At 66.5% G+C, this 22,808-nt stretch carries 16 protein-coding genes and 1 pseudogene; 8 read left to right on the forward strand and 9 right to left on the reverse strand.

Annotated elements, in window-relative coordinates:
• Window positions 1–65: 65 nt before the first annotated feature.
• Complete coding sequence (locus tag U5805_RS26925) at window positions 66–992, forward strand: amidohydrolase family protein (protein ID WP_322106555.1); 927 nt, start codon at window positions 66–68, stop codon at window positions 990–992.
• Window positions 993–1,227: 235 nt separating this feature from the next.
• Here U5805_RS26925 and U5805_RS26930 read toward each other — a convergent pair whose 3' ends face one another.
• From U5805_RS26930 to U5805_RS26965, 8 genes are all read right to left on the reverse strand, one after another.
• Window positions 1,228–1,914 carry a response regulator gene (locus U5805_RS26930; RefSeq protein WP_322106556.1) on the reverse strand — a complete coding sequence of 229 codons (687 nt, stop codon included), beginning with the start codon at window positions 1,912–1,914 and terminating at the stop codon, window positions 1,228–1,230.
• Window positions 1,915–1,940: 26 nt separating this feature from the next.
• The gene (locus U5805_RS26935; RefSeq protein ID WP_322106557.1) at window positions 1,941–3,908 is read right to left on the reverse strand and encodes a type IV pili methyl-accepting chemotaxis transducer N-terminal domain-containing protein; all 1,968 of its coding nucleotides are present in this window, start codon (window positions 3,906–3,908) and stop codon (window positions 1,941–1,943) included.
• 298 nt (window positions 3,909–4,206) lie between these two features.
• Window positions 4,207–4,890, reverse strand: a complete 684-nt coding sequence (narI, locus tag U5805_RS26940) for a respiratory nitrate reductase subunit gamma (RefSeq protein WP_322106558.1) — start codon at window positions 4,888–4,890, stop codon at window positions 4,207–4,209.
• A complete protein-coding gene (gene narJ / locus U5805_RS26945; RefSeq protein WP_322106559.1) occupies window positions 4,887–5,603 on the reverse strand; it encodes a nitrate reductase molybdenum cofactor assembly chaperone in 717 nt (238 codons plus the stop codon). Before narJ ends, narI begins: the two co-directional genes overlap by 4 nt.
• A 17-nt stretch (window positions 5,604–5,620) precedes the next feature.
• Complete coding sequence (narH, locus tag U5805_RS26950) at window positions 5,621–7,174, reverse strand: nitrate reductase subunit beta (protein WP_322106560.1); 1,554 nt, start codon at window positions 7,172–7,174, stop codon at window positions 5,621–5,623.
• Window positions 7,171–10,914, reverse strand: a complete 3,744-nt coding sequence (locus U5805_RS26955; protein WP_322106561.1) for a nitrate reductase subunit alpha — start codon at window positions 10,912–10,914, stop codon at window positions 7,171–7,173. Before U5805_RS26955 ends, narH begins: the two co-directional genes overlap by 4 nt.
• A gap of 199 nt (window positions 10,915–11,113) precedes the next feature.
• Entirely contained in the window at window positions 11,114–12,508 is a 1,395-nt protein-coding gene (locus U5805_RS26960; RefSeq protein WP_322106562.1) for a NarK family nitrate/nitrite MFS transporter, read from the reverse strand.
• Window positions 12,509–12,553: 45 nt separating this feature from the next.
• A complete protein-coding gene (locus tag U5805_RS26965) occupies window positions 12,554–13,879 on the reverse strand; it encodes a nitrate/nitrite transporter (protein WP_322106563.1) in 1,326 nt (441 codons plus the stop codon).
• Window positions 13,880–14,300: 421 nt separating this feature from the next.
• On the opposite strand from U5805_RS26965, the gene U5805_RS26970 reads away from it, so the two are divergent.
• From U5805_RS26970 to U5805_RS26990, 5 genes and pseudogenes are all read left to right on the forward strand, one after another.
• Window positions 14,301–15,287, forward strand: coding sequence for an aliphatic sulfonate ABC transporter substrate-binding protein (locus tag U5805_RS26970; RefSeq protein ID WP_322106564.1), 987 nt, complete (start codon window positions 14,301–14,303; stop codon window positions 15,285–15,287).
• Between the two features lie 303 nt (window positions 15,288–15,590).
• On the forward strand, window positions 15,591–16,667 hold the full coding sequence (locus U5805_RS26975) for an LLM class flavin-dependent oxidoreductase (RefSeq protein ID WP_322106565.1): 1,077 nt from the start codon (window positions 15,591–15,593) through the stop codon (window positions 16,665–16,667).
• A gap of 33 nt (window positions 16,668–16,700) precedes the next feature.
• A pseudogene (locus U5805_RS26980) lies at window positions 16,701–17,126 on the forward strand (class II aldolase/adducin family protein); the annotation flags it as partial.
• A gap of 98 nt (window positions 17,127–17,224) precedes the next feature.
• Window positions 17,225–17,821, forward strand: a complete 597-nt coding sequence (locus tag U5805_RS26985; protein ID WP_322106567.1) for a cysteine dioxygenase — start codon at window positions 17,225–17,227, stop codon at window positions 17,819–17,821.
• Window positions 17,818–19,425, forward strand: a complete 1,608-nt coding sequence (locus tag U5805_RS26990) for a rhodanese-related sulfurtransferase (RefSeq protein ID WP_322106568.1) — start codon at window positions 17,818–17,820, stop codon at window positions 19,423–19,425. The genes U5805_RS26985 and U5805_RS26990 overlap by 4 nt, the downstream gene beginning before the upstream one ends.
• Before the next feature lie 16 nt (window positions 19,426–19,441).
• Here the strand turns inward: U5805_RS26990 and U5805_RS26995 are convergent, their stop codons facing one another.
• Entirely contained in the window at window positions 19,442–20,353 is a 912-nt protein-coding gene (locus U5805_RS26995) for a LysR family transcriptional regulator (protein WP_322106569.1), read from the reverse strand.
• A 273-nt stretch (window positions 20,354–20,626) separates the two neighbouring features.
• On the opposite strand from U5805_RS26995, the gene U5805_RS27000 reads away from it, so the two are divergent.
• On the forward strand, window positions 20,627–21,574 hold the full coding sequence (locus tag U5805_RS27000) for an ABC transporter substrate-binding protein (RefSeq protein WP_322106570.1): 948 nt from the start codon (window positions 20,627–20,629) through the stop codon (window positions 21,572–21,574).
• A 90-nt stretch (window positions 21,575–21,664) separates the two neighbouring features.
• Entirely contained in the window at window positions 21,665–22,768 is a 1,104-nt protein-coding gene (locus U5805_RS27005) for an LLM class flavin-dependent oxidoreductase (protein ID WP_322106571.1), read from the forward strand.
• The last annotated feature ends 40 nt before the right edge of the window (window positions 22,769–22,808 follow it).

Consider the following 22,808-nt stretch of genomic DNA (forward strand, 5'->3'; position numbering starts at 1 on the left):
CCCGCTAACGCATGGCGCGGCGAGAGATCGCCATGCAATTATTCCGCTCAACAAGAGGACATAACATGGTTAAGTATGTTGGCCCCATCTACGATGCGCACGCGCATCTTGTTTCGGACGATCTCGAACGATATCCGCGCACGAAGCCGTTCCTCGAAGGCGACGCGGAGGCGAGCTTTTTTGGACCCGGCACGGTCGGAAAGCCGGGCGGCATGCATGGTCCGAATCCCCACAACGTGAAGCCTACCGCCGAGCAGATGCATGGCTGGCTGGCCGAGGAGAACGTCGTGGGCATGGCGGCGGTGCAAAAGGGCATGGTCTATGGAACGGACAACAGCTATATCGTCGATGCCGCGGACATCTACCCCGACAAGATGCGTGCCGTTATTATCGTCGATCCGCAGGCGCCCGAGACCCCGCAGATGATTCGGGACTACGCCGCACGAGGGATCGTCGGCATCCGCTTCTTCGGCGTCGGGGTAAAGGACAGGAGCCAGTGGCTTAGCTCGCCGTCGGCACTCGAGGCCTGGACGCTCGCCAACGACCTTGGGTTGCTCGTCGACATCGAGGCGCCGGCGCATGGTTCCTATGCGTTGATTCCCGTCGTCGAGCAGATGGCCGACCGGTTCCCTGGCCTGCGGATCGTCCTCGACCATCTTTTCCTTCCCGATATCCGCGCCGAAGAATTCGGCATTGATGCACGTTTTGACGGATTTAAAAAGCGCGACAATATTACTTATAAATTCACTTCGCTCAACATGGATTTAATCCGGGAAAACGGCTATCGCCCTGAACTCGTGTTGAGGCGTGCCGTCGATTTTTATGGCGCCGATAAAATCATGTGGGGATCGGATATCGGAACGTCGTCTGGAACGTACGCGGAAATGATCGAGCGCGCGAAAGAATCAACCCGGCTTTTGACGGACGAAGAACGTCGTAAGGTGTTGCACGATAGCGGTCGGCGCGTATTCGTCGAACTGGGCGGTAAGTGACGAAGCAGCAAGACGCCGATGCGCATCTTTCGCGATTCGCTTGAACTCGCCGGGGAAAACTCATTCCCCATTGAGGTCGTCCCAACGGCCTTGCGGATCGAGTCCGGCTAATACAAATCCATGCGTCACCGGCAACGCAAGAAGAAGCGGGCTTCCTTCCGCTCGGCCGTGCGAGCCGCTCACTTGAATCGCACAGACATGCTATCGCGCGCTGGACGGCGGTCTACCTCGCTCCTCACGGTGCCCCGTCCGCGCCGCCCGCCATGCCCTCCTGCGCCACGGCATAGACCGCCACTTGCACCCGACTCGTGAGATTCAGCTTGCGCAAGATGTTGCGCACGTGAATCTTCACCGTGCTCTCCGCCAGGTCAAGCGACCGCGCGATCTCCTTGTTACTGGCGCCTCGCGCCAGCTCACGCACGATGTCGCGCTCGCGCGCCGTGAGCGTTTCCGCGCTCGCACGCGCTACGCCGGTCCTGGCGGCACCGGCCGGTTGCGCAGGCTTGCGCATCTGTTCGACGAGCTTCGCCGTCATGTGCTCGGTAATGACGGGCTGGCCGCTCGCGGCCTTGCGGATCGCCGCCACCAGCGCGTCGGCGTCGATGCTCTTGAGCAGGAAGCCGCGCGCGCCCGCGCGCATGGCGGCGGTGAGTTCGTCGGCTTCCTCGGAGACGGTGAGCATCACGACGACCGTGTCCGGCAGGTCTTCCACGAGCAGTTGCAGTGTTTCGAGCCCCGATAGGCCCGGCATGTTCAGGTCCAGCAGGATGACGTCGGGCAAGTGCTGCTTCGCGCGCTTGACGCCTTCCACGCCGTCCGACGCCTCGCCCACCACCTCCAGGTCGGGCTGGCGCTGCAAAAGCGCGCTCACGCCCGAGCGGAAGAGTGTGTGATCGTCGATGAGCAGGATACGTATGGTCATGGTGTCCGGTTGATTGTCGCGGAGATTCACGCGGCCATGCGGCTCGCGGCGGGCAGCACGAGTTCGACGCGCGCGCCGCGCCCCGGCGCGCTTTTCAGCGTGAGCACGGCGGCAAGACGCCGCGCGCGCTCGTGCATGATGTGAAATCCCACGCGGGATTCGCCGCGCGAGGCAATTTCGGCGGGATCGTAGCCCAGGCCGTCGTCCTCGATCGTGAGGCGGAAGTCGCGAGCGTTCACCACGCCGACGTGTACGTGCAGCGCTTGAGCATGCTTGCGCGCATTCGAGAGCGCTTCCTGAAGCACGAAAAGCACCTGCAATTGCTGGTCGGGCGGCAGCGGCGGACCTTCTTCGTCGCGATAGTCGAGCGTCAGTTCGGCGTCCGACTGACGGCGAAAACGCGCCACGGTGTCCTCCACGGCGAGGCGCAACTGGCCCGGCGCCAATTTCGTGCGGAAATTCAGCAGCAGCTCGCGCACGTCGTCGTAGCTTTCTTCCACGCCGCCCGCGAGAAGCGGCACGATCTCGCGAATCTCGTCGAGGTCGTCGCGCTGCGCCGCGCCGTCGAGCAAATGCACCTGCATTTTCAGGAAGCTCAGGCCTTGCGCGATGCTGTCGTGCAGACCTTGAGCGACGAGATTGCGTTCCTCCGAGACGGCAAGCTGCCGGCCGAGCGCCACGAGCCGCCGGTTCATGAGCGCCACGCCGAGATGGCGGCCAAGCGTCTGAAGCAACTGAACGCCCGAGGGCGGAATGTCCCGCTCGCGCCGGAAGTGCAGCGAAAACGTGCCGAGCGTTTCGTTCTGCGCGACGATCGCCGACACCGCGACGCTCACGAAGCCCCCTTTCAGGCAACGCTGCGTGAACGCGCCGCTTCGATCGCCCGGCGGCGGCATCAGGCCGAATACGACCGGCACCTGCGCCGTTGCGCCGCCGCACATGCAGTCCGCCGCCGGCATGCACTGCTCCGCGCGCGTGATCGATTCGGGCATGCCTTCCGAGACGAGCAGATGCAGATTGCCGTCGTCGGGCGAAACGACGCGTACCGTGCCGCCGTCGGCATCGAACTCGCGCATCACGCGCGCGATGAAATCGTGGCACACGCTTTCCGCCGGTCCTGGCGTGTTGAGGAACGCCGCCATCTCGTAGAGCGTGGTGAGTTCGCGGTTTTGCGCCGCCAGTTGCGCGGTCTTGGCATCCACGCGCCCGGCCAGGTCCCGGTACAGCGCCTGCAACTCCGCGACCATGCGGTTGAAGCCTTGCGTGAGATGACCGAATTCGTCGGATGTCTCGACCGGCAAGCGCGTGTCGAACTCGCGCGCCTCGATGCGCGCGAGTCCGTCCTGCAAGCGCTGCACGGGCGCCACGAACCACTGATAAAGCAGATAGACGATCGCCACCGTGCCCACGCACGACAGCGCCGCGAGCGCGACCTGCGAAATGCGCAGCCACGCGGTCTTGCGCGCGTTCTCGCGCTCGATCAGGCTCACCAGCCGGTTCGCCTCGTCGACGAACCCCGGCAGCAGGCCGATGTACGTCGAAGGCTCGCCGCCGCGCACCGCGAGGTCGCTCAACGCCGCGGGCTTGAGCGCCTGGTTCCACGCGGCCGCGACACGTTCGAACTGCGCATGGATGCCGGCATCGGCGGGAAGAAAAAGCGGCCGCGCCGGGTCGCCGTCGCGTAGCTCGCGCAGCGTCCCGTCGAGCTGGCGCAACTGGACGTCGAGTTGCGCGGGCTTGCCGGTGCGCGCTTCCCACAGGGCGATCGCCACCGCGTTCGCGCGCATGCGCAGGCTGCCCGCGTCGTTGATCGCGGCGCCGCCGCCTTCGAGCTGCCAGGAAAGCCAGAGCGTGCCGCTGATCATCGCGAGCACGAGCGCGAGCGCGACCGTGGAAAGCACGACGATGCGCGTGGAGAGCCGCTTCGGGAACGGCGCGGCCTGCGGGCCGGAGCCTGCGGCGGAGGCGGTTGGCGAATCGGAAGGCGAAGTCATGGCCGGTACCGGAAATCGGCTGCGCCGAAACGGCGGCGCTTCTATCAGCATTATCTGACGGAGCGCCGCCGAGGGCGCGCAATGTCATGGCCGGCGCGGCTATCTGCGACACTATGCAGCAGATCGCCGGCGTTCCCGGACGGGCTGCGGTCTGACGAATCACGCCGTCGGCGGCTCGTCCGCATCGTGAAAAAAGCGGGGAATGCGAGTGCGGCTCGCTCCCCGCAAAGAACGGCCGATCCCAACGGCCGTCCGCAGGCAACCTTTCCGAAGCGAACGCCGGAGGCAGCCCCGGCCGCTAGCGGCTGCGCACGAGCTGCCAGGCGCGCGAGAGATAAGTGACCGAGGCGAACCCGCTCCACACGTGCACGAGGCGCGTGAACGGGAAAATCACGAACAGCGTCATGCCCATGAAGAGGTGCAGGCGGAAGATGAGCGGCGCGCTCGCCACGTAGCTCGCGGCGTCGCCGCGGAACGTGACGACGTGCTGCGCCCAGGTCATGAGCCGCACCATCATCGCGCCGTCCATATGGCTCGCCGATTCGCCGATGGTGGAAAGCCCCAGCAGCAGCGTGACGAGCAGCCACAACAGCAGCACCTTGTCGCCCACGCGCGTCACGGCGGAAACGCGCGCGTTCGAGAGCCGCCGGTGCAGCAGGATCGCGAGGCCCACCAGGCACATCGCCCCCATCACGCCGCCCGCGACCATCGCCACGAGCTGCTTGACCGCATGCGGCACGCCGAGCCAGTCCCACACCGCAACCGGCGTGAGCAGGCCGAACAGATGCCCGAAAAAGAGCCCGAGCACGCCGACGTGAAAGAGAATGTTGCCCAGGCGCAGGTGCCCGCGATAGAGCATCTGCGAGCTATCCGCCTTCCACGTGTACTGCTCGCGCTCGAAGCGCGCGAGGCTGCCGAACAGGAAAATGACGGCGGCGATATACGGATAGATGCCGAACAAAAACTGGTTGGACGTATTCATGGCGATTCCTTTGCACAGGCAGCCGCGCAGGTCGCCGCGCGGGTCGCCGAAGTGGCCGCGGCGTGCTGCGCCCGCGAGTGAAATTGAACGACCTGCGGCGAGTGGCCGGCGCCGAACGCCTGCATGAGCGGCTCGACGCCATCCGCGCCCGTGCCGAAGCGCTCGAGCGCCTCGTCCATGTCGCGCACGGGTGCGCCCACGAGCGGCAGCGGCTCGACCTCGCTCAGCTCGCACAGCACCGTGAAGATGCCCGCGTACGGGCTTTCGCTCTTGTCGAGCGTGTTGCCGAGCGCCGCGAGCACGTGAATCGCCTCGCCAAGCAGCGCGCGAGCGTCGCCCTCTTCGATCAGGCCGAGCACTTCGAGAAAGAGCGGCACGTAGTCGGGCAACTCGCTCGTGGCCACGTCGAAGCCGCGATTGCGGTATTCGTCGAGCAGATCGACCATTGCCTGGCCGCGCGCGCGGCTCTCGCCATGCACGTGCTCGAACAGATGCAGCGAATGGCGCGGATTGCGGTCGAAGGTGGCCACGTACGCTTCCTGCGACTCCACGAGCGAGCGCGCACGCAGCGTCGCAATGAGCGGCGCCAGTTCCCGGGTTGCGAAAGCGCCATCAGGCAAGGCGTCGAGCGCGGCTTCGATCTCGTCGAGCGCGTCGAGCAAGGGCTGCTCGGGATAATCGAGCAGCGCGGAAAGCACCGGATAAATCGACATGACGATGTCCCTCCCGCTCAAGCTGCCGAAGGCGTCTTGCGACGCGACTTCGGCATATCGACGTACACCACGCTGCCTTCGACCTTCGAGCCGAACAGCGAGCCTTCCGAAACGCCGCCCGAGCAGCCGTTGCCGAACGAGAAGCCGCAACTGCCTTTCTCGTTGAACGAGTCCTCGACCATTTCCTTGTGCGACGACGGCACGACGAAACGGTCCTCGTAGTTCGCGATCGCCATGGTGCGGTACATGTCCTCGACCTGTTCGGGCGTGAGGCCCGCGCGCTTCAGGACCGCGTTGTCGTTCACGCCGTCCACGGTCTGGGCGCGCTTCCAGGCGCGCATCGCCAGCATGCGGTTGAGCGCCGAAATCACGGGCTTTTCGTCGCCGGCCGTGAGCAGGTTGGCGAGATAGCGCATGGGAATGCGCAGGCTCGCCACGTCGGGAATCACGCCGTCCATGCCGATATGGCCCGCGTCCGCGGCCGACTGGATCGGCGAGAGCGGCGGCACGTACCAGACCATCGGCAGCGTGCGGTACTCGGGGTGCAGCGGGAACGCGATCTTCCACTCCACGGCCATGCGGTAAACGGGCGAACGCGCGGCGGCGTCGAGCCAGCTTTGCGGCACGCCCTGGCGGCGCGCCTCGGCCTGGATGGCGGGATCGTGCGGATCGAGGAACACATCGAGCTGCGACTGATACAGATCCTGCGCCGATTCGACCGATGCCGCTTCGCCAATGCGGTCGGCGTCGTAGAGCATCACGCCCAGATAGCGGATGCGGCCCACGCACGTTTCCGAACACACCGTGGGCTGCCCCGCCTCGATGCGCGGATAACAGAAGATGCACTTCTCGGCCTTGCCGCTCTTCCAGTTGAAGTACATCTTCTTGTATGGACAGCCCGAGATGCACATGCGCCAGCCACGGCACTTGTCCTGATCGACGAGCACGATGCCGTCGTCCTCGCGCTTGTACACCGAGCCCGAAGGGCACGACGCCACGCACGCGGGGTTCAGGCAGTGCTCGCACAGGCGCGGCAGATACATCATGAACGTGTTCTCGAAGCTCGAGTACATCTCCTTCTGCACGTTCTCGAACAGCTTGTCGCGGCTGCGCGATTCGAACTCGCCGCCCAGGTCGTCCTCCCAGTTAGGACCCCAATGGATCTTGTCCATCTTCTTGCCGGTGATGGCCGACACGGGGCGCGCGGTGGGCGGCGTCTGCGAGAGCGGCGCCTTCTGCAAATGCTCGTAGTCGTACGTGAACGGCTCGTAGTAGTCGTCGATGCCGGGCAGGTTCGGATTGGCGAACAGGTTGGCCAGCACCTTGAGCTTCGGGCCCTGGCGCGGCTCGATCTTGCCGCCCGGGTTGCGCACCCAGCCGCCGTTCCACTTCTCCTGGTTCTCCCATTCCTTCGGATAGCCGATGCCGGGCTTCGTTTCGACGTTGTTGAACCACGCGTATTCGACGCCGTCGCGCGAAGTCCACACGTTCTTGCACGTGACGGAGCACGTATGGCAGCCGATGCACTTGTCGAGGTTCAGGACCATCGCCACCTGGGCGCGGATTTTCATGATGCTGCTCCTTCCTCAACGTGGGAAAGCGGGCCTTCGAGCCAGTCGACCTTTTTCATCTTGCGCACGATCACGTACTCGTCGCGATTGCTGCCGACCGTGCCGTAGTAGTTGAAGCCGTACGCAAGCTGCGCGTAGCCGCCGATCATGTGCGTGGGCTTGAGCACCGTGCGCGTGACCGAGTTGTGAATGCCGCCGCGCATGCCGCTCGTCTCCGCGCCCGGAACGTTGATGATTTTTTCCTGCGCGTGATACATGAGGCACATGCCGCGCGGCACGCGCTGGCTCACCACGACGCGCGCGGTAAGCGTGCCGTTCACGTTGAACACTTCGACCCAGTCGTTGTCGACGAGACCCGCTTCCTTCGCCTCGGCCTCGGATACCCACACGTGCGGGCCGCCGCGCGAAAGCGTGAGCATGCGCAGGTTGTCCGTATAAGTGGAGTGAATGCCCCACTTCTGGTGCGGCGTGATCCAGTTCAGCACGAGTTCGTGCTCGCCGTTGGGCTTCGCGCCGAGCATGGGCGAAGTCGTCTTGGTGTCGATGGCGGGCTTGTAGTTGCACAGGCCCTCGCCGAAGTCGAGCATCCAGCGGTGATCCTGATAGAACTGCTGACGGCCCGTGAGCGTGCGCCACGGAATCAGCTCGTGCACGTTCGTGTAGCCGGCGTTGTAGCTCACCTCTTCCGATTCGAGGCCCGACCACGTCGGCGCGGAGATGATCTTGCGCGGCTGCGCCTGCACGTCGCGAAAGCGGATCTTGTCGTGCTCGCGGCCTTCGGCCAGATGCGTGTGATCGCGGCCCGTGATCTTCGAGAGCGCGTCCCATGCCTTCACCGCCACATGGCCGTTGGTTTCGGGCGCGAAGGTGAGGATCATCTCCGCGGCGTCGATGGCCGTGTCCAGACGCGGGCGGCCTTGCGCCGCGCCGTGGCCCTGCTGAACGCCCGTCAACTGCGCGAACTCGCCCACCTCGTGCGCCGTGTTCCAGTTGATGCCCTTGCCGCCGTTACCGAGCTTTTCGAGCAGCGGCCCGACCGAGGTGAACTTGTTGTAGATCTCGCGATAGTCGCGCTCCACGAGCGTCATCGAAGGCGCGGTCTTGCCGGGAATGAGATCGCACTCGCCATGCCGCCAGTCCTTCGGCTCGAACGCCTGGCCCAGTTCGCCCGGCGTGTCGTGCATGAGCGGCGTACACACGAGGTCCGTGCGCTTGCCCAGATGTTCGCCGCCGATCTCCGAAAACTTCTTCGCGATGGCCTTGTAGATATCCCAGTCGGTCTTGCTCTCCCACAGCGGCTGCACCGCCTCCGAAAGCGGATGGATGAACGGATGCATGTCCGACGTGTTGAGATCGTCCTTCTCGTACCACGTGGCCGAGGGCAGCACGATGTCGCCATAGAGGCACGTCGTGCTCATGCGGAAGTCGAGCACCGTGAGCAGGTCCAGCTTGCCTTCGGCCGCTTCGCGCACGTTCACTTCGGAAGGCTTGATCGCGTCGGTTTCGTCGCCGAACAGCGCGTTCTGCGTGCCGAGCAGATACTTCAGGAAGTACTCGTGGCCCTTGCCCGAGCTGCCCATGATGTTCGAGCGCCATACGAACATGTTGCGCGGGAAGTTCGCGGGATTGTCGGGGTCGTCGCAGGCGAAGTTCAATGCGCCGGACTTCAGTCGATCGACGGTGTATTGCACCGGCGGCACGCCCGCGCGCTGCGCGGCATCCACCACGTCGAGCGGATTCGCGCCCAGTTGCGGCGCCGAAGGCAGCCAGCCCATGCGCTCGGACTTCGCGTTGAGGTCGAGCATCGAGAGATTCTTGTAGCGCGCGCGGTCGGCGCCGGGGCCGAGGATCTCGTCCACGCCGACCTTCTCGTGACGCCACTGGCTCGTGTGGTTGTAGAAGAACGAGGTGCCGTTCATCTGGCGCGGCGGGCGCGACCAGTCGAGCGCGAACGCGAGCGGCGCCCAGCCGAACTGCGGACGCAGCTTTTCCTGGCCCACGTAATGCGCCCAGCCGCCGCCGCTCTGGCCGATGCAACCGCACATCATCAGCAGATTGATGATGCCGCGGTAGATCATGTCGTTGTGATACCAGTGATTGAGCGCCGCGCCCACGATCACCATGCTCTTGCCGCGCGTGCGGTCGGCGTTGTCGGCGAACTCGCGCGCCACCTGGATCACGAGCTTGCGCGGCACCGTGGTGTGCTTTTCCTGCCAGGCGGGCGTGCAGGGCACGTCGTCGTCATAGGACGACGCGACGTTCGGGCCGCCAAGGCCCTGATCGACGCCGTAGTTGGCCATCTGCAAGTCGTAGACGGTGGCCACCAGCGCGCTCGTGCCGTCCGCCAGCGCCACGCGCTTCGCGGGCACGCGGCGCGCGAGCAATGCGCCGCCCTTGCTCTTTTCGCCGCCGAAGTACGGAAAGCCCACTTCGGCGACTTCGTCGTGCTGGCCGATGAGCGACAGCAGCGGGTCGATCTCGCGGCCGCTGCCGCCGTCCTTCATTTCGAGGTTCCAGCGGCCTACCTTCTTGCCGCCCTCGTGCTCGCCTTCGCCCCAGCGGAAGCCGATCGAGCCGTTCGGCGCGACGATGTCGCCCGTGGCCGAGTCAATGGCGAGCGTCTTCCATTGCGGGTTGTTCGCTTCGTCGAGATTCGCGGCGAGTTGCGAGGCGCGCAGGAACTGGTCCGGCACGAGCGCGCCGTCACGCCGGCTGAGCGTGACGAGCATCGGCATGTCGGTGTACTGCTTCACGTAGTCGCGGAAATACGCCGACTTCGCCGTTGCGTGGAATTCCTTGAGCACCACGTGGCCCATCGCGAGCGCGAGCGCCGCGTCGGTGCCCTGCTTCGGCGCGAGCCAGATGTCGCCGAACTTCACCATCTCGCCGAAGTCCGACGACACGGCCACCGTTTTCGTGCCCTTGTAGCGGACCTCGGTGTAGAAGTGGGCGTCGGGCGTGCGCGTTTGCGGCACGTTCGAGCCCCACACCATGAGATACGTGGAGTTGTACCAATCCGCCGATTCGGGCACGTCTGTCTGCTCGCCCCACACCTGCGGCGAGGAAGGCGGCAAGTCGCAATACCAGTCGTAGAACGAAAGGCACGCGCCGCCGATCAGGCTCAGATAACGCGCGCCCGCGGCGTACGACACCATCGACATGGCCGGAATGGGCGAGAAGCCCACCACGCGGTCGGGACCGTACTTGCCGATGGTGTAGGCGTTGGCCGCCGCGATCATCTCGGTGGCCGTGTCCCAGCCCGCACGCACGAAGCCGCCCTGGCCGCGCGCTCGCTTGTAGTGCGCGGCCTTCTTCGGGTCCTCGACGATCGACGCCCACGCCTGAACCGGCCCGAGCGTCTTGCGCGCCTCGCGCCACATCTCGATCAGGCGGCCGCGTATCATCGGATACTTCACGCGCTGCGCGGAATACACGTACCAGCTATACGATGCGCCGCGCGGACAGCCGCGCGGCTCGTGATTGGGCAGGTCGGCGCGCGTGCGCGGGTAATCGGTCTGCTGCGTTTCCCACGTGATCAGGCCGTTCTTCACGTAGACCTTCCACGAGCACGAGCCCGTGCAGTTCACGCCGTGAGTCGAGCGCACGATCTTGTCGTGCTGCCAGCGGCTGCGATAGCCGTCCTCCCACTTGCGGTCCTCGTTCACCACCGCGCCGTGGCCCTTCGAAAACGTCGACTTCACGCGCGACATGAACTTCAACCGGTCCAGAAAATAACTCATCAGGTTCTCCGGGGCTGCTGCTGGAATCGATCGATCGCGACGGCGGGCGTCCCCACGCGGGGCGCCTCGCGCTCGTATCGTTGCCGAGTATGGCGGGCAGGCGCTCGCCTGCCCATTCATCAAGGGGAGCATTTGCGCAGCGCTTCGGGATGAGTCCCAACGCGCCGCGCTACTCCCAAAGGACTAGTCCGCGCGGGCGCTAGCAAGGCATGGACGCGTTGCGGCGCGCGTAGAACAGCCAGGTCACCGCCGCGCACACCACGTAAAAGCCGATGAAGCACACGAGCGCGGCCACGGGCGAGCCGGTCATGTCGAGCGACGTGCCGAAACTCTTCGGAATGAAGAAGCCGCCGTATGCGCCCATGGCGCCCGCGAAGCCGAGCACCGCCGCCGATTCCTTGCCCGCTTCGGCGAGCGCGTTGTGCTGCGCCGCGTCGCCGCCGCCCTTCGCGGCGCGTTGATGCTGCGTCAGGAAGATCACGGGAATCATGCGGAAGGTCGAGCCGTTGCCGATGCCGGTGAGCGCGAACAGCACGACGAACATCGCGAGGAAGCCGGCGAAGCTGCCCTGTGCGCTGCCTAGCGCGCCGCCCGGCAGGAACGCGATCACGCCCGCCACCGCGACGATCATCGCCAGAAAGGTCCAGAGCGTGACGCGCGCGCCGCCCAGCTTGTCAGAAATCCAGCCGCCGACGGGGCGCGTGAGCGCGCCGGCGAGCGGCCCGAGGAACGCCCAGGCAGTCGGATTGATGGCGGGGAATTCCGCCTTCGTGAGCAGCGCGAGACCGGCCGAAAAACCGATGAACGAGCCGAACGTGCCGACATACAGAAAGCACATGATCCAGTTGTGCGCGCGACGGAAGATCACGGCCTGCTCGCTGAACGACGCCTTCGCGTCGGCGATGTCGTTCATGCCGAACCAGGCCGCCAACGAGGAGACGACGATGAGCGGAATCCACACGAAGCCCGCGTTCTGCAACCAGATGCCGTGCTCGACGCCGTTCTTCGCGTAGGTTTGCCCGTCGCCGAGCAAGCCCGCGAACACGGCCGTCGAGATGACGATGGGCGTGACGAACTGCACGAGCGAAACGCCCAGGTTGCCGATGCCCGCATTGAGGCCGGTGGCGAAACCTTTGCGCGCCTTCGGAAAGAAGAAGCTGATGTTCGCCATCGACGAGCTGAAGTTCGCGCCGCCAAGACCGCACAGCAGCGCGAGCACGAGCAGCGTCGAATACGAGGTGGACGGATCGCGCAGCGCGAAACCCATGCCGACGGCCGGGATCAGCAGGCTCGCCGTGGAGATCGCCGTGAAGCGGCGGCCGCCGAAAATCGGCACGAGAAACGAATAGAAGATGCGCAGCGTGGCGCCCGAGAGCGCGGGCAGCGCCGTGAGCCAGAACAGTTCGTTCTTCGTGAAGTGAAAGCCGCCTTTGTCGAGATTGACGACCGTGACGCTCCACAGCGACCACACCACGAACGCGAGCATCAGCGCCGGAATCGAAATCCACAGGTTGCGGGTGGCGATCTGCTCGCCGGAAGCCTGCCAGAACGCCTTGTTCTCGGGCTCCCATTGGGTCAGGAGATATTTGGACATGATTGTGCTCGTACAGTAGGCGCGCCGCGGGCGGCGCGAGTGAAATCATTCGGAGTCCGTGGTTTCCTTCAGCCCGGGCGCCCGGACCTCGAACTTGCGTTCAAGCTTCGCGCGGCCTGCGGCAACCGCTTCGGGGCGGAACGAGAAGTGCATGAACAGCAGGCTCACCACGGTCGCGCCGAACATCAGCATGAAACAGGTGGTGCGAACGCCGGTGAGGTCGACGAGCAGTCCGAACAGGATCGGCAGCACGAAGCCCGCGAGACCGCCCGCCAGCCCCACGACGCCCGACACGGCGCCGATGTTGTCGGTGTACTCGTCGCCGATGAACTTGAAGACCGAAGCCTTGCCCACCGCCATCGCAATGCCGACCACGAACATCAGCACCGTGTAGAACACCGGTCCCGTGCGGATATGCAGGCCGATCGGACCGTGCGCGCCGTGGATCGTGAAGTCGGTCGGCGGATAGCTGAGCAGGAAGAAGCACGCGAGCGCGATCCACATCACCGCCCACGTGGTGCGATAGGCGCCGTAGCGGTCGGAGAGCCACCCGCCGAGCGCGCGCAGCACGCCGCCGGGCAGCGAGAAGCAGGCGGCAAGAAACGCGGCCTGCTCGATGCCGAAGCCGTACTGGTTCACGTAGTACTGCGGCATCCACAAGGAAAGGCCGACATAGCCGCCGAACACCACCGAGTAGTACTGCGCATAGCGCAGCACGCGCGGATCGGCGAGCACGCGCATCTGGCTCGCCACGGTGGCCGTGCCGGACACGCGGTGCGCCGGGTTGCTCGCGGAGAACATCCAGAACAGCAGCGCGGTCGCGAGCATCGCGACGGCGTAGACCTTCGGCACGACGGTCCACGTGCCCGCGGCCACGATCAGCACCGGCGCCACGAACTTGTTGAGCGCCGCGCCCGAGTTGCCCGCGCCGAAGATGCCCATGGCAAAACCCTGGCGCGACTTCGGAAACCAGCGCGCGACATAAGGCGTGCCCACCGAAAACGATGCGCCGGCAAACCCCGTGAAGAGACCGAGCACGAGGAATTGCCAGAGTTGCGTCGCGTACGAAACGAGCCAGACCGGCACGATCGTCGCGAGCATGGTGAGGAAGAAAACGATGCGACCGCCCACGCGGTCGGTCCAGATGCCGAGCGGCACGCGGGCCAGCGAACCGGTGAGAACGGGCATCGCGGCGATCAGGCCGAATTCGGTGTCGGTGAGGTGAAGCTGCTTCTTCAGAGGAATGCCCAGGATCGCGAACATCATCCAGACGGCAAAGCAGATGGTGAATGCGAAGGTGCTCGACCCGAGCACGCGCCAGGCGCGGCGGTCGGCGACCGGCTCCGCCTGCGGCGATGGGGCGGCTTCCATAGCGTGTCCTTTTTCCGGTTTGACGTGACAAGCTTAGGAAGCACAGCGCGCGCGGGCTATTATCCGCAGGTAGGGTGCGGCAGTCCGCCGCTAGTTCGCAAGGAGTACTTCGACGCCACGCCCGCCGGCAATCGACAAGCCGATTGGACAAGCCGTTTGGACAACCCGATTGGACAAGCCGATTGGACAAGCCGATTGGACAAGTCGATCGCACGCTGCCTTTTATCGTGTCGATGTGTTGATCCTCCGCGACTTGCATTCGCGCGCAACGTTTGCGCGTTACCCGATGCCATTCATCCCTGAATCGCGTGCTTTTGCTTGCGGGCGCGAAAATCCTTATCACAATCTCTTCGTTGTGCCGGATCTCGCCGGGGGCTAGCCTTTACGTCTTTCCAAACGCGCCCGCCGCCACACGTCTGCCATGTTCTCTCCCACGCGCCGAAAACTGCTCCTCCACGCTTCCGTTCTCGGTGCGGCCGCCGCCACCGGCCTCGCTTTCGGTGCGCAACCCGCGACGCTGCGCATCGGCTACCAGAAGTCGTCGACGCTCATTACCGTCCTGAAGGCCCAGGGCAAGCTCGAGTCCGCACTGGCGCCGCTCGGCGTGACGGTGAGCTGGAGCGAGTTCGCGAGCGGCCTTCCGCTCACCGAGGCGCTCAATGCGGAAGCGGTGGACTTCAGCGCCGACGTGGCCGATACCGTGCCGATCTTCGCCCAGGCCGCGCATGCCCGCTTCGTGTACGTCGCGCAGGAAGCGCCCTCGCCGGGCGCGCAGGCCATCATCGTCAAGCGTGACGGGTCGTTGCGCTCGCTCGCCGATCTCCGCGACAAGGACATTGCCGTGACGAAGGCGGCCGGCAGCCATTACCTGCTGCTCGCGGCGCTCGCGCAGGCCAAAATCCCGGCAGACGCCGTGCGCATCCATTACCTCACGCCCGCCGACGGGCGCGCGGCCTTCGAGCACGGCAGCGTCGAAGCCTGGGTGACGTGGGACCCTTATGTGGCTTCGGTGGATCAGCAACCCGACGTGCGCATTCTCGCCGACGGAAAAGGGCTCGCGACTTACCAGCGCTACTACCTTGCGTCCGCGCGCTTCGCCGCAAGCCGCCCGGACGTGATCGCCGTGGTCTACGACCAGTTGCGCGCCGCCGGTCAATGGGTGCGCAGCGCGCCGCAGGACGCCGCGCGGCTGCTCGCGCCCATCTGGGGGCTCGACGCGCCGACCATCGAGCGCGCGAACGCGCGCCGCAGCTATCAGGTGCGCGAAGTGACGCCGGAAAATTTCGCCGAGCAGCAAAAGATCGCCGATACGTTTTTCAACGCGCATCTGCTGCCCGCCCCGGTGGAAACGTCGCGCGCCGAACGCTGGGATTTCGCGCGCAAGCGCGCGGTCGCGATCGGCGCATAAGTTTTTTCGGAGCCGACACGCTCTTGCCTGCGCGGCCCGAAGCCGCGCGGCAACTCCGTGCTCGTGCGCGCGCCGTTGCGCTTTTCCTGCGCTTCGAGAGCGTCGATAAAAGCGCGATCTATCCGGCAATCCTGCTTTCCGTAAATGGCGGCCCTCGCGCAAACATGCACGTAGGGAATGTTTATATCCAATCAATATTTAATATCCGCATGTCCGATGTTAGCCTGTCATCCTCCAGGGCGACAGCTCGCGAAGGACATTCCGGCGCGCGCGGCGTAGTCCGCCTTCCATCAGGGAACCGCGATGAGCATCGAATTCATTGGCATGATCCAGCAGCGCAAGGTCTCGGAAACGCATCTTCCCGAAGGCCCCGCCGTCGACGTCGACTATGTGCGCGACTTCGCCCAGGCGCACGAGCGCGCCGGCTTCGACCGCATTCTCGTGCCGCATAGTTCGATCAGCCCCGACGCCACGCTGACGATTGCCTACGCGGCCAGCGTGACCTCGCGGGTGAAGTTCATGCTCGCGCATCGCCCCGGCTTCGTCGCGCCCACGCTCGCCGCGCGTCAACTGGCCACGCTGGACCATTTTTCGGGTGGCCGCCTGGCCGTCCATTTCATCTCGGGCGGCAGCGACGTCGATCAACGCCGCGACGGCGACTTCCTCGGCCACGACGACCGCTATGCGCGCACCGACGAATACCTCCAGGTGCTCAAGCGCGTGTGGACCGAAAACGCGCCGTTCGATCACGAAGGCCGTTTCTATCGCTTCGAGCAGGCGTGGTCCGAAGTCAAGCCGCGCCAGCAGCCGCATGTGCCGATTTACTTCGGCGGCGCCTCGGCGGCCGCGCTTGCCGTCGCGGGCAAGCACGCGGACGTCTACGCGCTCTGGGGCGAGTCGAAGCAAGGCGTCGCCGATCTGATCGCGCGCGTGCGCGCCGAAGCCGCCAGGCACGGGCGCACGGTGCGCTTCTCCGTGTCGTTCCGCCCCATCCTCGCCGATACCGAACAAGCCGCCTGGGAACGCGCCGAGCACATCCTCGCGCAAACGCGGCGTCTGCGCGCCGAACAGGGGCTCGACAAAGGGGAGCCGCTGCAAAGCGAAGGCGCCCGGCGCTTGCTCGGCGCCGCCGGCGAAGGCGTGCGCGCCGACGACCGGCTCTGGACGGCGGTCGCGAGAGAGATCGGCGGGCGCTCGAACTCCACGGCGCTGGTGGGCACGCCCGAGCAGGTCGCGCAGACCTTCGCCGAGTATCACGCGCTGGGCGTGACGACCTTCCTGATTCGCGGCTTCGACCCGCTTGAAGATGCAATCGACTACGGGCGTGCGCTGATTCCGGCCACGCGCGAACTCACGTCGCGCGCTCGCGCGGCCGCTTGAAGCGGCGCACAGCGCCCGCCGCAAGGAGCCGACATGAGCGTCACCGCCATTGCCGCCCCCGCCTACGGCGCGACCGACGCGGACCCGAGGCAAACGCCCGACCGCAAATGCTGGTTCGACGACGAAGCGCCCGCGCGCACGGCCGGCGCCGAACGCCGCTGTCGCCGGAAACGACCGGCAGGCGCGTTCCGCCTGTTCGCGCGTCACGGTTTCGACCGGGGACTTGCCGGGCACGTCACCGCGCGCGACCCGGAATGGCCCGATCACTTCCGGGTCAACCCGCTCGGCCTGCACTTCGGGCGCGTCAAGGACTCCGGCCTGTTGCTCGTGAACCGGCACGGCGAGATCGCGGTCGGCGCGGGCCCGGCGAATCAGGCGGCGTTCGCGGTTCATGCCGCGGTTCATGCTGTGATCCACGAAGCGCGTCCGGAGGTCGTTGCCGCCGTGAATACGCATACGCATGCACATTCGCAGGCCGGACGCGCGGCGGGCGCCCGCCATGCGTTCGAAAGCCTCCACGCGGGTCTCGTCGAACGCGAACCGGAGTTGCTCGACTGATGGCGCTCCACAAGCTGCGCCGCTTCGTCGGCACGATCGCCGCGCTGCTCGACGAAGCGCCGCCCGAGCCCGCGCTCGTCGATCGCGGGCTGGCCGCGCTGCGCGAACTCGTGCGCGAGGACGACTGGCTGCCCGACGCGTATGCCGCGCCCTCGCCCGAGCGCTATCGGCAATACCTGCTTTACGCCGACGCGCGCGAGCGCTTTTCGGTGGTCAGCTTCGTGTGGGGGCCGGGGCAGCGAACGCCGATTCACAATCACACGGTGTGGGGCTTGATCGGCGTGCTGCGGGGCGCGGAATACTCGCAGCCCTACGCGCGCGACGCCAGCGGTGCCTTGCGCGAAAACGGCGCCGAACGGCTGATCGAACGCGCCCAGGTCGAAGCCGTGTCGCCGGCGATCGGCGACATCCATCGCGTGCGCAATGCCTACGACGACCGCGTTTCCGTCAGCATCCACGTTTATGGCGCGAACATCGGCGCGGTCCGGCGCTCGATCTGGCAGGCCGACGGCACGCCCCGGACCTTCGTCTCGGGCTATTCGAACGACGCACTCCCGAACCTCTGGGATCTCAGCAAGGACACTACCGTCTCATGAAGTCATTCCCGACGCGCTCGTACCCGTTCGTGCGCGAAGCGCTGCTCGCACGGCGCGAAATCGCACTGCTCGACGTGCGCGAAGAAGACCCGCACGCGCAAGCCCATCCACTCTTCGCGGCGAACTTTCCGCTCGCCAGAATCGAGCTGGACGCGTGGACCAGACTGCCGCGCCGCGACGTGCCCATCGTGCTGCTCGACGGCGGCGAAGGCTTTGCCGCGCGTGCCGCCGCAACGCTCGAAGCGTTGGGCTACACGAACGTCGCGCTGCTCGACGGCGGCCTGCAAGGCTGGATTGCGGCGGGCGGCGAAGTGTTCCGCGACGTCAACGTGCCGAGCAAGGCCTTCGGCGAATTCGTCGAAGCCGAGCGCCACACGCCGTCGCTTTCGGCGGAGGCCGTCGATGCGCTGCTGGCGAGCAAGGAACACGTTGTCGTGCTCGACGCGCGCCGTTTCGACGAATACCAGACGATGAACATTCCGGGCAGTATCAGCGTTCCCGGCGCGGAGCTGGTGTTGCGCGCCCGCGCCCTCGCCCCCGATCCCGCCACGCGCGTGATCGTGAATTGCGCGGGCCGCACGCGCAGCATCATCGGCGCGCAGTCGCTCGTCAATGCGCGGCTGCCCAACCCGGTGGCGGCGCTGCGCAACGGCACGATCGGCTGGACCCTCGCGGGCCAGACGCTCGAACACGGCAGCGCGCGGCAGTTCGACCCGCAGGCGGGACGCGATACGGCCACGCTCGAACCGTCGCGCGAGGCGGCGCGCGCGCTCGCCGAGCGCGCCGGCGTGGGCCGCGTCACGCTCGAAGAAGCGGCGCGCTGGGCGGGCGACGCCGCGCGCACGACCTATCGCTTCGACGTGCGCTCGCCGGCCGAATACGAACGCGGCCACGCGCCGGGTTTTCGCGGCGCACCGGGCGGCCAGCTCGTTCAGGAAACCGAAATGTTTGCGCCCGTGCGCGGCGCGCGCATCGTGCTGCTCGACGACGACGGCGTGCGCGCGAACATGACCGCGTCCTGGCTTGCGCAGATGAACGCCGACGTGTACGTCATCGACGATGCGCGCCCCGCCGATCTCGTCGAAACCGGCGCATGGCGCGCGCCGGCGCCCGCCGCGCCGCACGTCGCGTCGATCGCGCCCGAGGCGCTTGCCGCGCGTCTCGCGCAGGCGGACCACGGCACCGTCGTGCTCGATTTCACGTCGAGCGCCAATCACGTGAAGGCGCACATTCCCGGCGCGTGGTGGACGCTGCGCTCGCACCTGGCCGCCGGTTTCGACGATCTGCGCGGCGTGCCCGACGCGAAAAGCTATGTGGCCGTTTGCATGACGAACGCGCTTGCGCCGTTTGCGGCGCCCGAAGTCGCGGCGCTCACCGGCAAGCCCGTCGAAGTGCTCGAAGGCGGCACGTCGGCGTGGATACGCGCGGGACTGCCGGTCGAAAGCGGCGAAATCCGGCTTGCCTCGCCGCGCATCGACCGCTATCGGCGCCCCTATGAAGGCACCGACAACGCCCGCGAGGCAATGAACGCCTACCTCGAATGGGAATATGGCCTCGTCGCGCAACTCGGGCGCGACGGCACGCACGGCTTCTTCGTGATCTGACGCGCAGGCGCGCCGCTCAGGCCGCGCGCGCGAGTCTGGCCGACTTGAAGCTGCGCGCGATGCTTTGCGCCAGCACGCCCAGCGCCGATTCCATCCTGCCGATGCCGCGCGAGCGCACGAGCCAGACGGCGATCTCCGGCTTGAAATCGCTGATCTGCACGATGTCGAGCGAAGCGGCGTGCGCGCTGGCCGCGACCAGCGGCTGCGGCACGAGCCCGAGACCCACGCCGTCGGCGACCAGTCCTAGCTGAAGCCCGGTGCCCAGCGTTTCCAGATTCAGCTTGAGCGCGTGTCCCTGCGCGGCCAGCGCGTGCTGTAGTCCCGCACGAAAGCCGCAGCCGTCCGGGTTGAGCACCCAGCCGTACGACGCACATTCGGCCAGCGTGTGCGCACGGCGCTTGAGCCGCCCCTTCTGCGCCACGACGGCGAGCTTGAGCGAGCCGAGCGGCTCTCCCGCGAGCGCTTCCGGCAGGGCGCGATTCGCGGGCAACAGCACGGCCGCCGCGTCGAGTTCGCCGTCCTCCACCTTTTGCAGCAGCGGCGCGCCCCAGCCCGTGCTCACGCGCGCCTGCAATTCGGGGTGAGCATCGCGCAGCGCATGCAGCGCATCGAGCATCGCGATATCGGCAACGGTCTGCGCCACGCCCAGACGCAGGACGCCCGCGAGCGGCGCGCCGTCGTTCACGAGTTGCCGAAGGATGTCGATCTCGCGTTCGATCGCGCGGCACTGGTCATAGACCGCGCGGCCCATCGGCGTGGTGCGCATGGGCTTGGTGTTGCGATCGAGCAGCTCCACGCCCAACGCTTCCTCGAAGTTCTGGATGCGGCGCGTCACGGCCGGCTGGGTAAGTTCGAGCTGCTCGGCAGCGCGACTCAGCGACTCGCTGCGCACCACGGCGACGAACGCCTCGATCTCGTCTAGTTTCATGAAGGATTCGGGTGATATCGCGGCTTGGGCGAGCGGCAATCGAGCGCCCGCTTTCGCCGCGGTTGTGCGCCGTTACTCGCGGTTACGCGCGGCAATGCGCGGTAACGCGGGTAACGAACAGGACGACTAGCTTAACGCGCCGGGCGCCCCGGACTCAAGCGGGCAGACCATTTTAATCGTGCATATTTCGATAGAAGAATAATGCGTTTGTCTTATGAAGACACGGTGCTTATCGTGTGCCTTCCGACACTCGCGAATTCCGAGGAACCGTTCATGCGCCGTATCGTCCTCCACCTTGCTCTCGCCTGCACGGCCGTGCTGCCGCTCGTGCCGCTTGTGCCGCTCGCCGCCGCGGCGGCTACGCTGAAAGTGGGCGACCAGCAGCTACAGACGCGCGGCGTGCTCGAGGCCTCCGGGCAGTTGAAGGACGTGCCGTACGAGATCGAGTGGTTCAACTTTCCCGCCGCGCAGCCGCTCGGCGAGGCGCTCAACGCCGGCGCCATCGACGTGGGCGGGCTCGGCGACGCGCCGCTCATCTTCGCCTACGCGGCGGGCGCGAAGATTCGCGCCGTATCCGCGACGCGCTCGACGCCCGAGGACCTGGCCATCGTCGTGCCGGCCAATTCGCCGATACACAGCGCGGCGGACCTCAAGGGCAAACGTATCGCCACGACGCGCGGCTCGATCGGCCACTATCTCGCCGTGGCCACGCTCGAACGCGCGCACCTCAAGCTCACCGACGTTACGTGGTCCTTCATGCAGCCCGCCGACGCGCGCGCCGCGCTCGCCTCGGGCAGCGTGGACGCCTGGTCGACGTGGGACCCGTACGTGGCGCTCACCGAAGCGCGCGACCACACGCGCAGCGTCGCGAACGGCATCGGCCTTTCGTCGGGCCTGAGCTTCGAAGCCGCCACCGACGCCGCGATCCGCGACAAGGGCGCCGAACTCGCCGATTTCCTGCGCCGCGTGGCGGCCGCTCAGCGCTGGGCGCTTTCGCACCCGGACGAGGTCGCGGCCATCCAGTCGCGCGTCACCGGCCTGCCCGCCGACGTGCTCAAGACCGTGTATCAGCGCGCGCAACTGCATCCCGTCGCGATCGACGGCAACGTGATTGCCGAGCAGCAGCGCACCGCCGACCTGTACGTGCGCGCGGAAGTGATCAAGACGCGCCTCGATGTCGCGCCGAGCTTCGCCAAACCGCTATCCGCCGCCGCGCCGTAGCGGGCGCATGCGCGCAGGAACCGCGATGGCGCGCCGCACGGAACCGGCCGCCCTGTTCCGTTTCCCTTCCGGCCAACCAGGATACTTTCCATGAGCGTCGAATTCATCGGCTACGTCAGTCACCAGGAATCGAGCGAAACCCATCTGCCCGAAGGACCGGCGGTGAATCCGCCGTGGATCGCCTCGGTCGCGCAAGCGCACGAATACGGCGGCTTCGACCGTGTGCTGATCGCGCATTCGAGCGCCTCGCCGGACGGCTTCCAGATCGCCTCCTTCGTCGCGCAGCAGACGCGCCGGCTCGGCATCCTGCTCGCGCACCGTCCGGGCTTCGTCGCCCCGACGCTCGCCGCGCGTCAGCTCGCCACGCTCGATCATTTCAGCGCGGGCCGCGCCGCCGTGCATATCATTTCGGGCGGCGACGACACCGAGCAGCAACGCGACGGCGACTGGCTCCCGCACGACGAACGCTACCGGCGCACCGACGAATATCTCGACGTGGTCAAGCGCGCCTGGACGAGCCACGCGCCGTTCGATCACGAAGGCCCGCACTATCGCGTGAAGGGCCATCGTTCGCAGGTTCGCCCGCTGCAAACGCCGCATCTGCCGGTGTACTTCGGCGGCTCGTCCGACGCGGCGATCGCCGTGGCGGGCAAGCACGCCGACGTATTCGCGCTGTGGGGCGAATCGCTCGGCGCGGTGCGCGAAACCATCGCGCGCGTGCGCGCCGCGGCCGCGCTCCACGGCCGCGCGGACCGGATTCGCTTCAGCCTTTCGCTACGCCCCATTCTGGCCGCGACCGAAGACGCCGCCTGGGCGCGCGCCGAATCGATCCTCGCCCAGGCGAGAGACGTGGTCGCGCGCTCGCCGAATTTCACGCGACGGCCGAAAGACCCGCAGAACGTGGGCGCCAGGCGGCTGCTCGCCGAAGCCGCCAAAGGCGAGGTGGTCGATACGCGGCTCTGGACCGGCATCACCGCGCTCACGCGCGCGGCCGGCAACTCGACGGCGCTGGTCGGCACGCCCCGGCAAGTCGCCGATGCGCTGCTCGAATATCGCAAGCTGGGGGTGTCGACGTTCCTGATTCGCGGCTTCGACCCGCTCGAGGATGCGCTCGGCTACGGTCGCGATCTGCTGCCGCTCGTGCGGGCGGCCGTGGCCGCGGACGAAGCCGCCGCGCACGCCGCGGCGGCCTGAATGCGCCGCTCCTGCCTGCCAGTCGCGCGGTACCCGAACG

The sequence above is a fragment of the Paraburkholderia sp. J41 genome (genome assembly GCF_905220235.1).
Lineage (GTDB): Bacteria > Pseudomonadota > Gammaproteobacteria > Burkholderiales > Burkholderiaceae > Paraburkholderia.

Excerpts from the sequence above, each read along its gene's own strand:
- U5805_RS26960 (WP_322106562.1), bottom strand. The coding sequence starts at position 12,508 with ATGTCCAAATATCTCCTGACCCAATGGGAGCCCGAGAACAAGGCGTTC.
- narI (WP_322106558.1), bottom strand. The coding sequence starts at position 4,890 with ATGAATACGTCCAACCAGTTTTTGTTCGGCATCTATCCGTATATCGCC.
- narH (WP_322106560.1), bottom strand. The coding sequence starts at position 7,174 with ATGAAAATCCGCGCCCAGGTGGCGATGGTCCTGAACCTCGACAAGTGC.
- U5805_RS26990 (WP_322106568.1), top strand. The coding sequence starts at position 17,818 with ATGAAGTCATTCCCGACGCGCTCGTACCCGTTCGTGCGCGAAGCGCTG.
- U5805_RS26930 (WP_322106556.1), bottom strand. The coding sequence starts at position 1,914 with ATGACCATACGTATCCTGCTCATCGACGATCACACACTCTTCCGCTCG.
- U5805_RS27000 (WP_322106570.1), top strand. The coding sequence starts at position 20,627 with ATGCGCCGTATCGTCCTCCACCTTGCTCTCGCCTGCACGGCCGTGCTG.
- U5805_RS26975 (WP_322106565.1), top strand. The coding sequence starts at position 15,591 with ATGAGCATCGAATTCATTGGCATGATCCAGCAGCGCAAGGTCTCGGAA.
- U5805_RS26965 (WP_322106563.1), bottom strand. The coding sequence starts at position 13,879 with ATGGAAGCCGCCCCATCGCCGCAGGCGGAGCCGGTCGCCGACCGCCGC.
- U5805_RS26935 (WP_322106557.1), bottom strand. The coding sequence starts at position 3,908 with ATGACTTCGCCTTCCGATTCGCCAACCGCCTCCGCCGCAGGCTCCGGC.
- narJ (WP_322106559.1), bottom strand. The coding sequence starts at position 5,603 with ATGTCGATTTATCCGGTGCTTTCCGCGCTGCTCGATTATCCCGAGCAG.
- U5805_RS26955 (WP_322106561.1), bottom strand. The coding sequence starts at position 10,914 with ATGAGTTATTTTCTGGACCGGTTGAAGTTCATGTCGCGCGTGAAGTCG.
- U5805_RS27005 (WP_322106571.1), top strand. The coding sequence starts at position 21,665 with ATGAGCGTCGAATTCATCGGCTACGTCAGTCACCAGGAATCGAGCGAA.
- U5805_RS26970 (WP_322106564.1), top strand. The coding sequence starts at position 14,301 with ATGTTCTCTCCCACGCGCCGAAAACTGCTCCTCCACGCTTCCGTTCTC.
- U5805_RS26995 (WP_322106569.1), bottom strand. The coding sequence starts at position 20,353 with ATGAAACTAGACGAGATCGAGGCGTTCGTCGCCGTGGTGCGCAGCGAG.
- U5805_RS26985 (WP_322106567.1), top strand. The coding sequence starts at position 17,225 with ATGGCGCTCCACAAGCTGCGCCGCTTCGTCGGCACGATCGCCGCGCTG.
- U5805_RS26925 (WP_322106555.1), top strand. The coding sequence starts at position 66 with ATGGTTAAGTATGTTGGCCCCATCTACGATGCGCACGCGCATCTTGTT.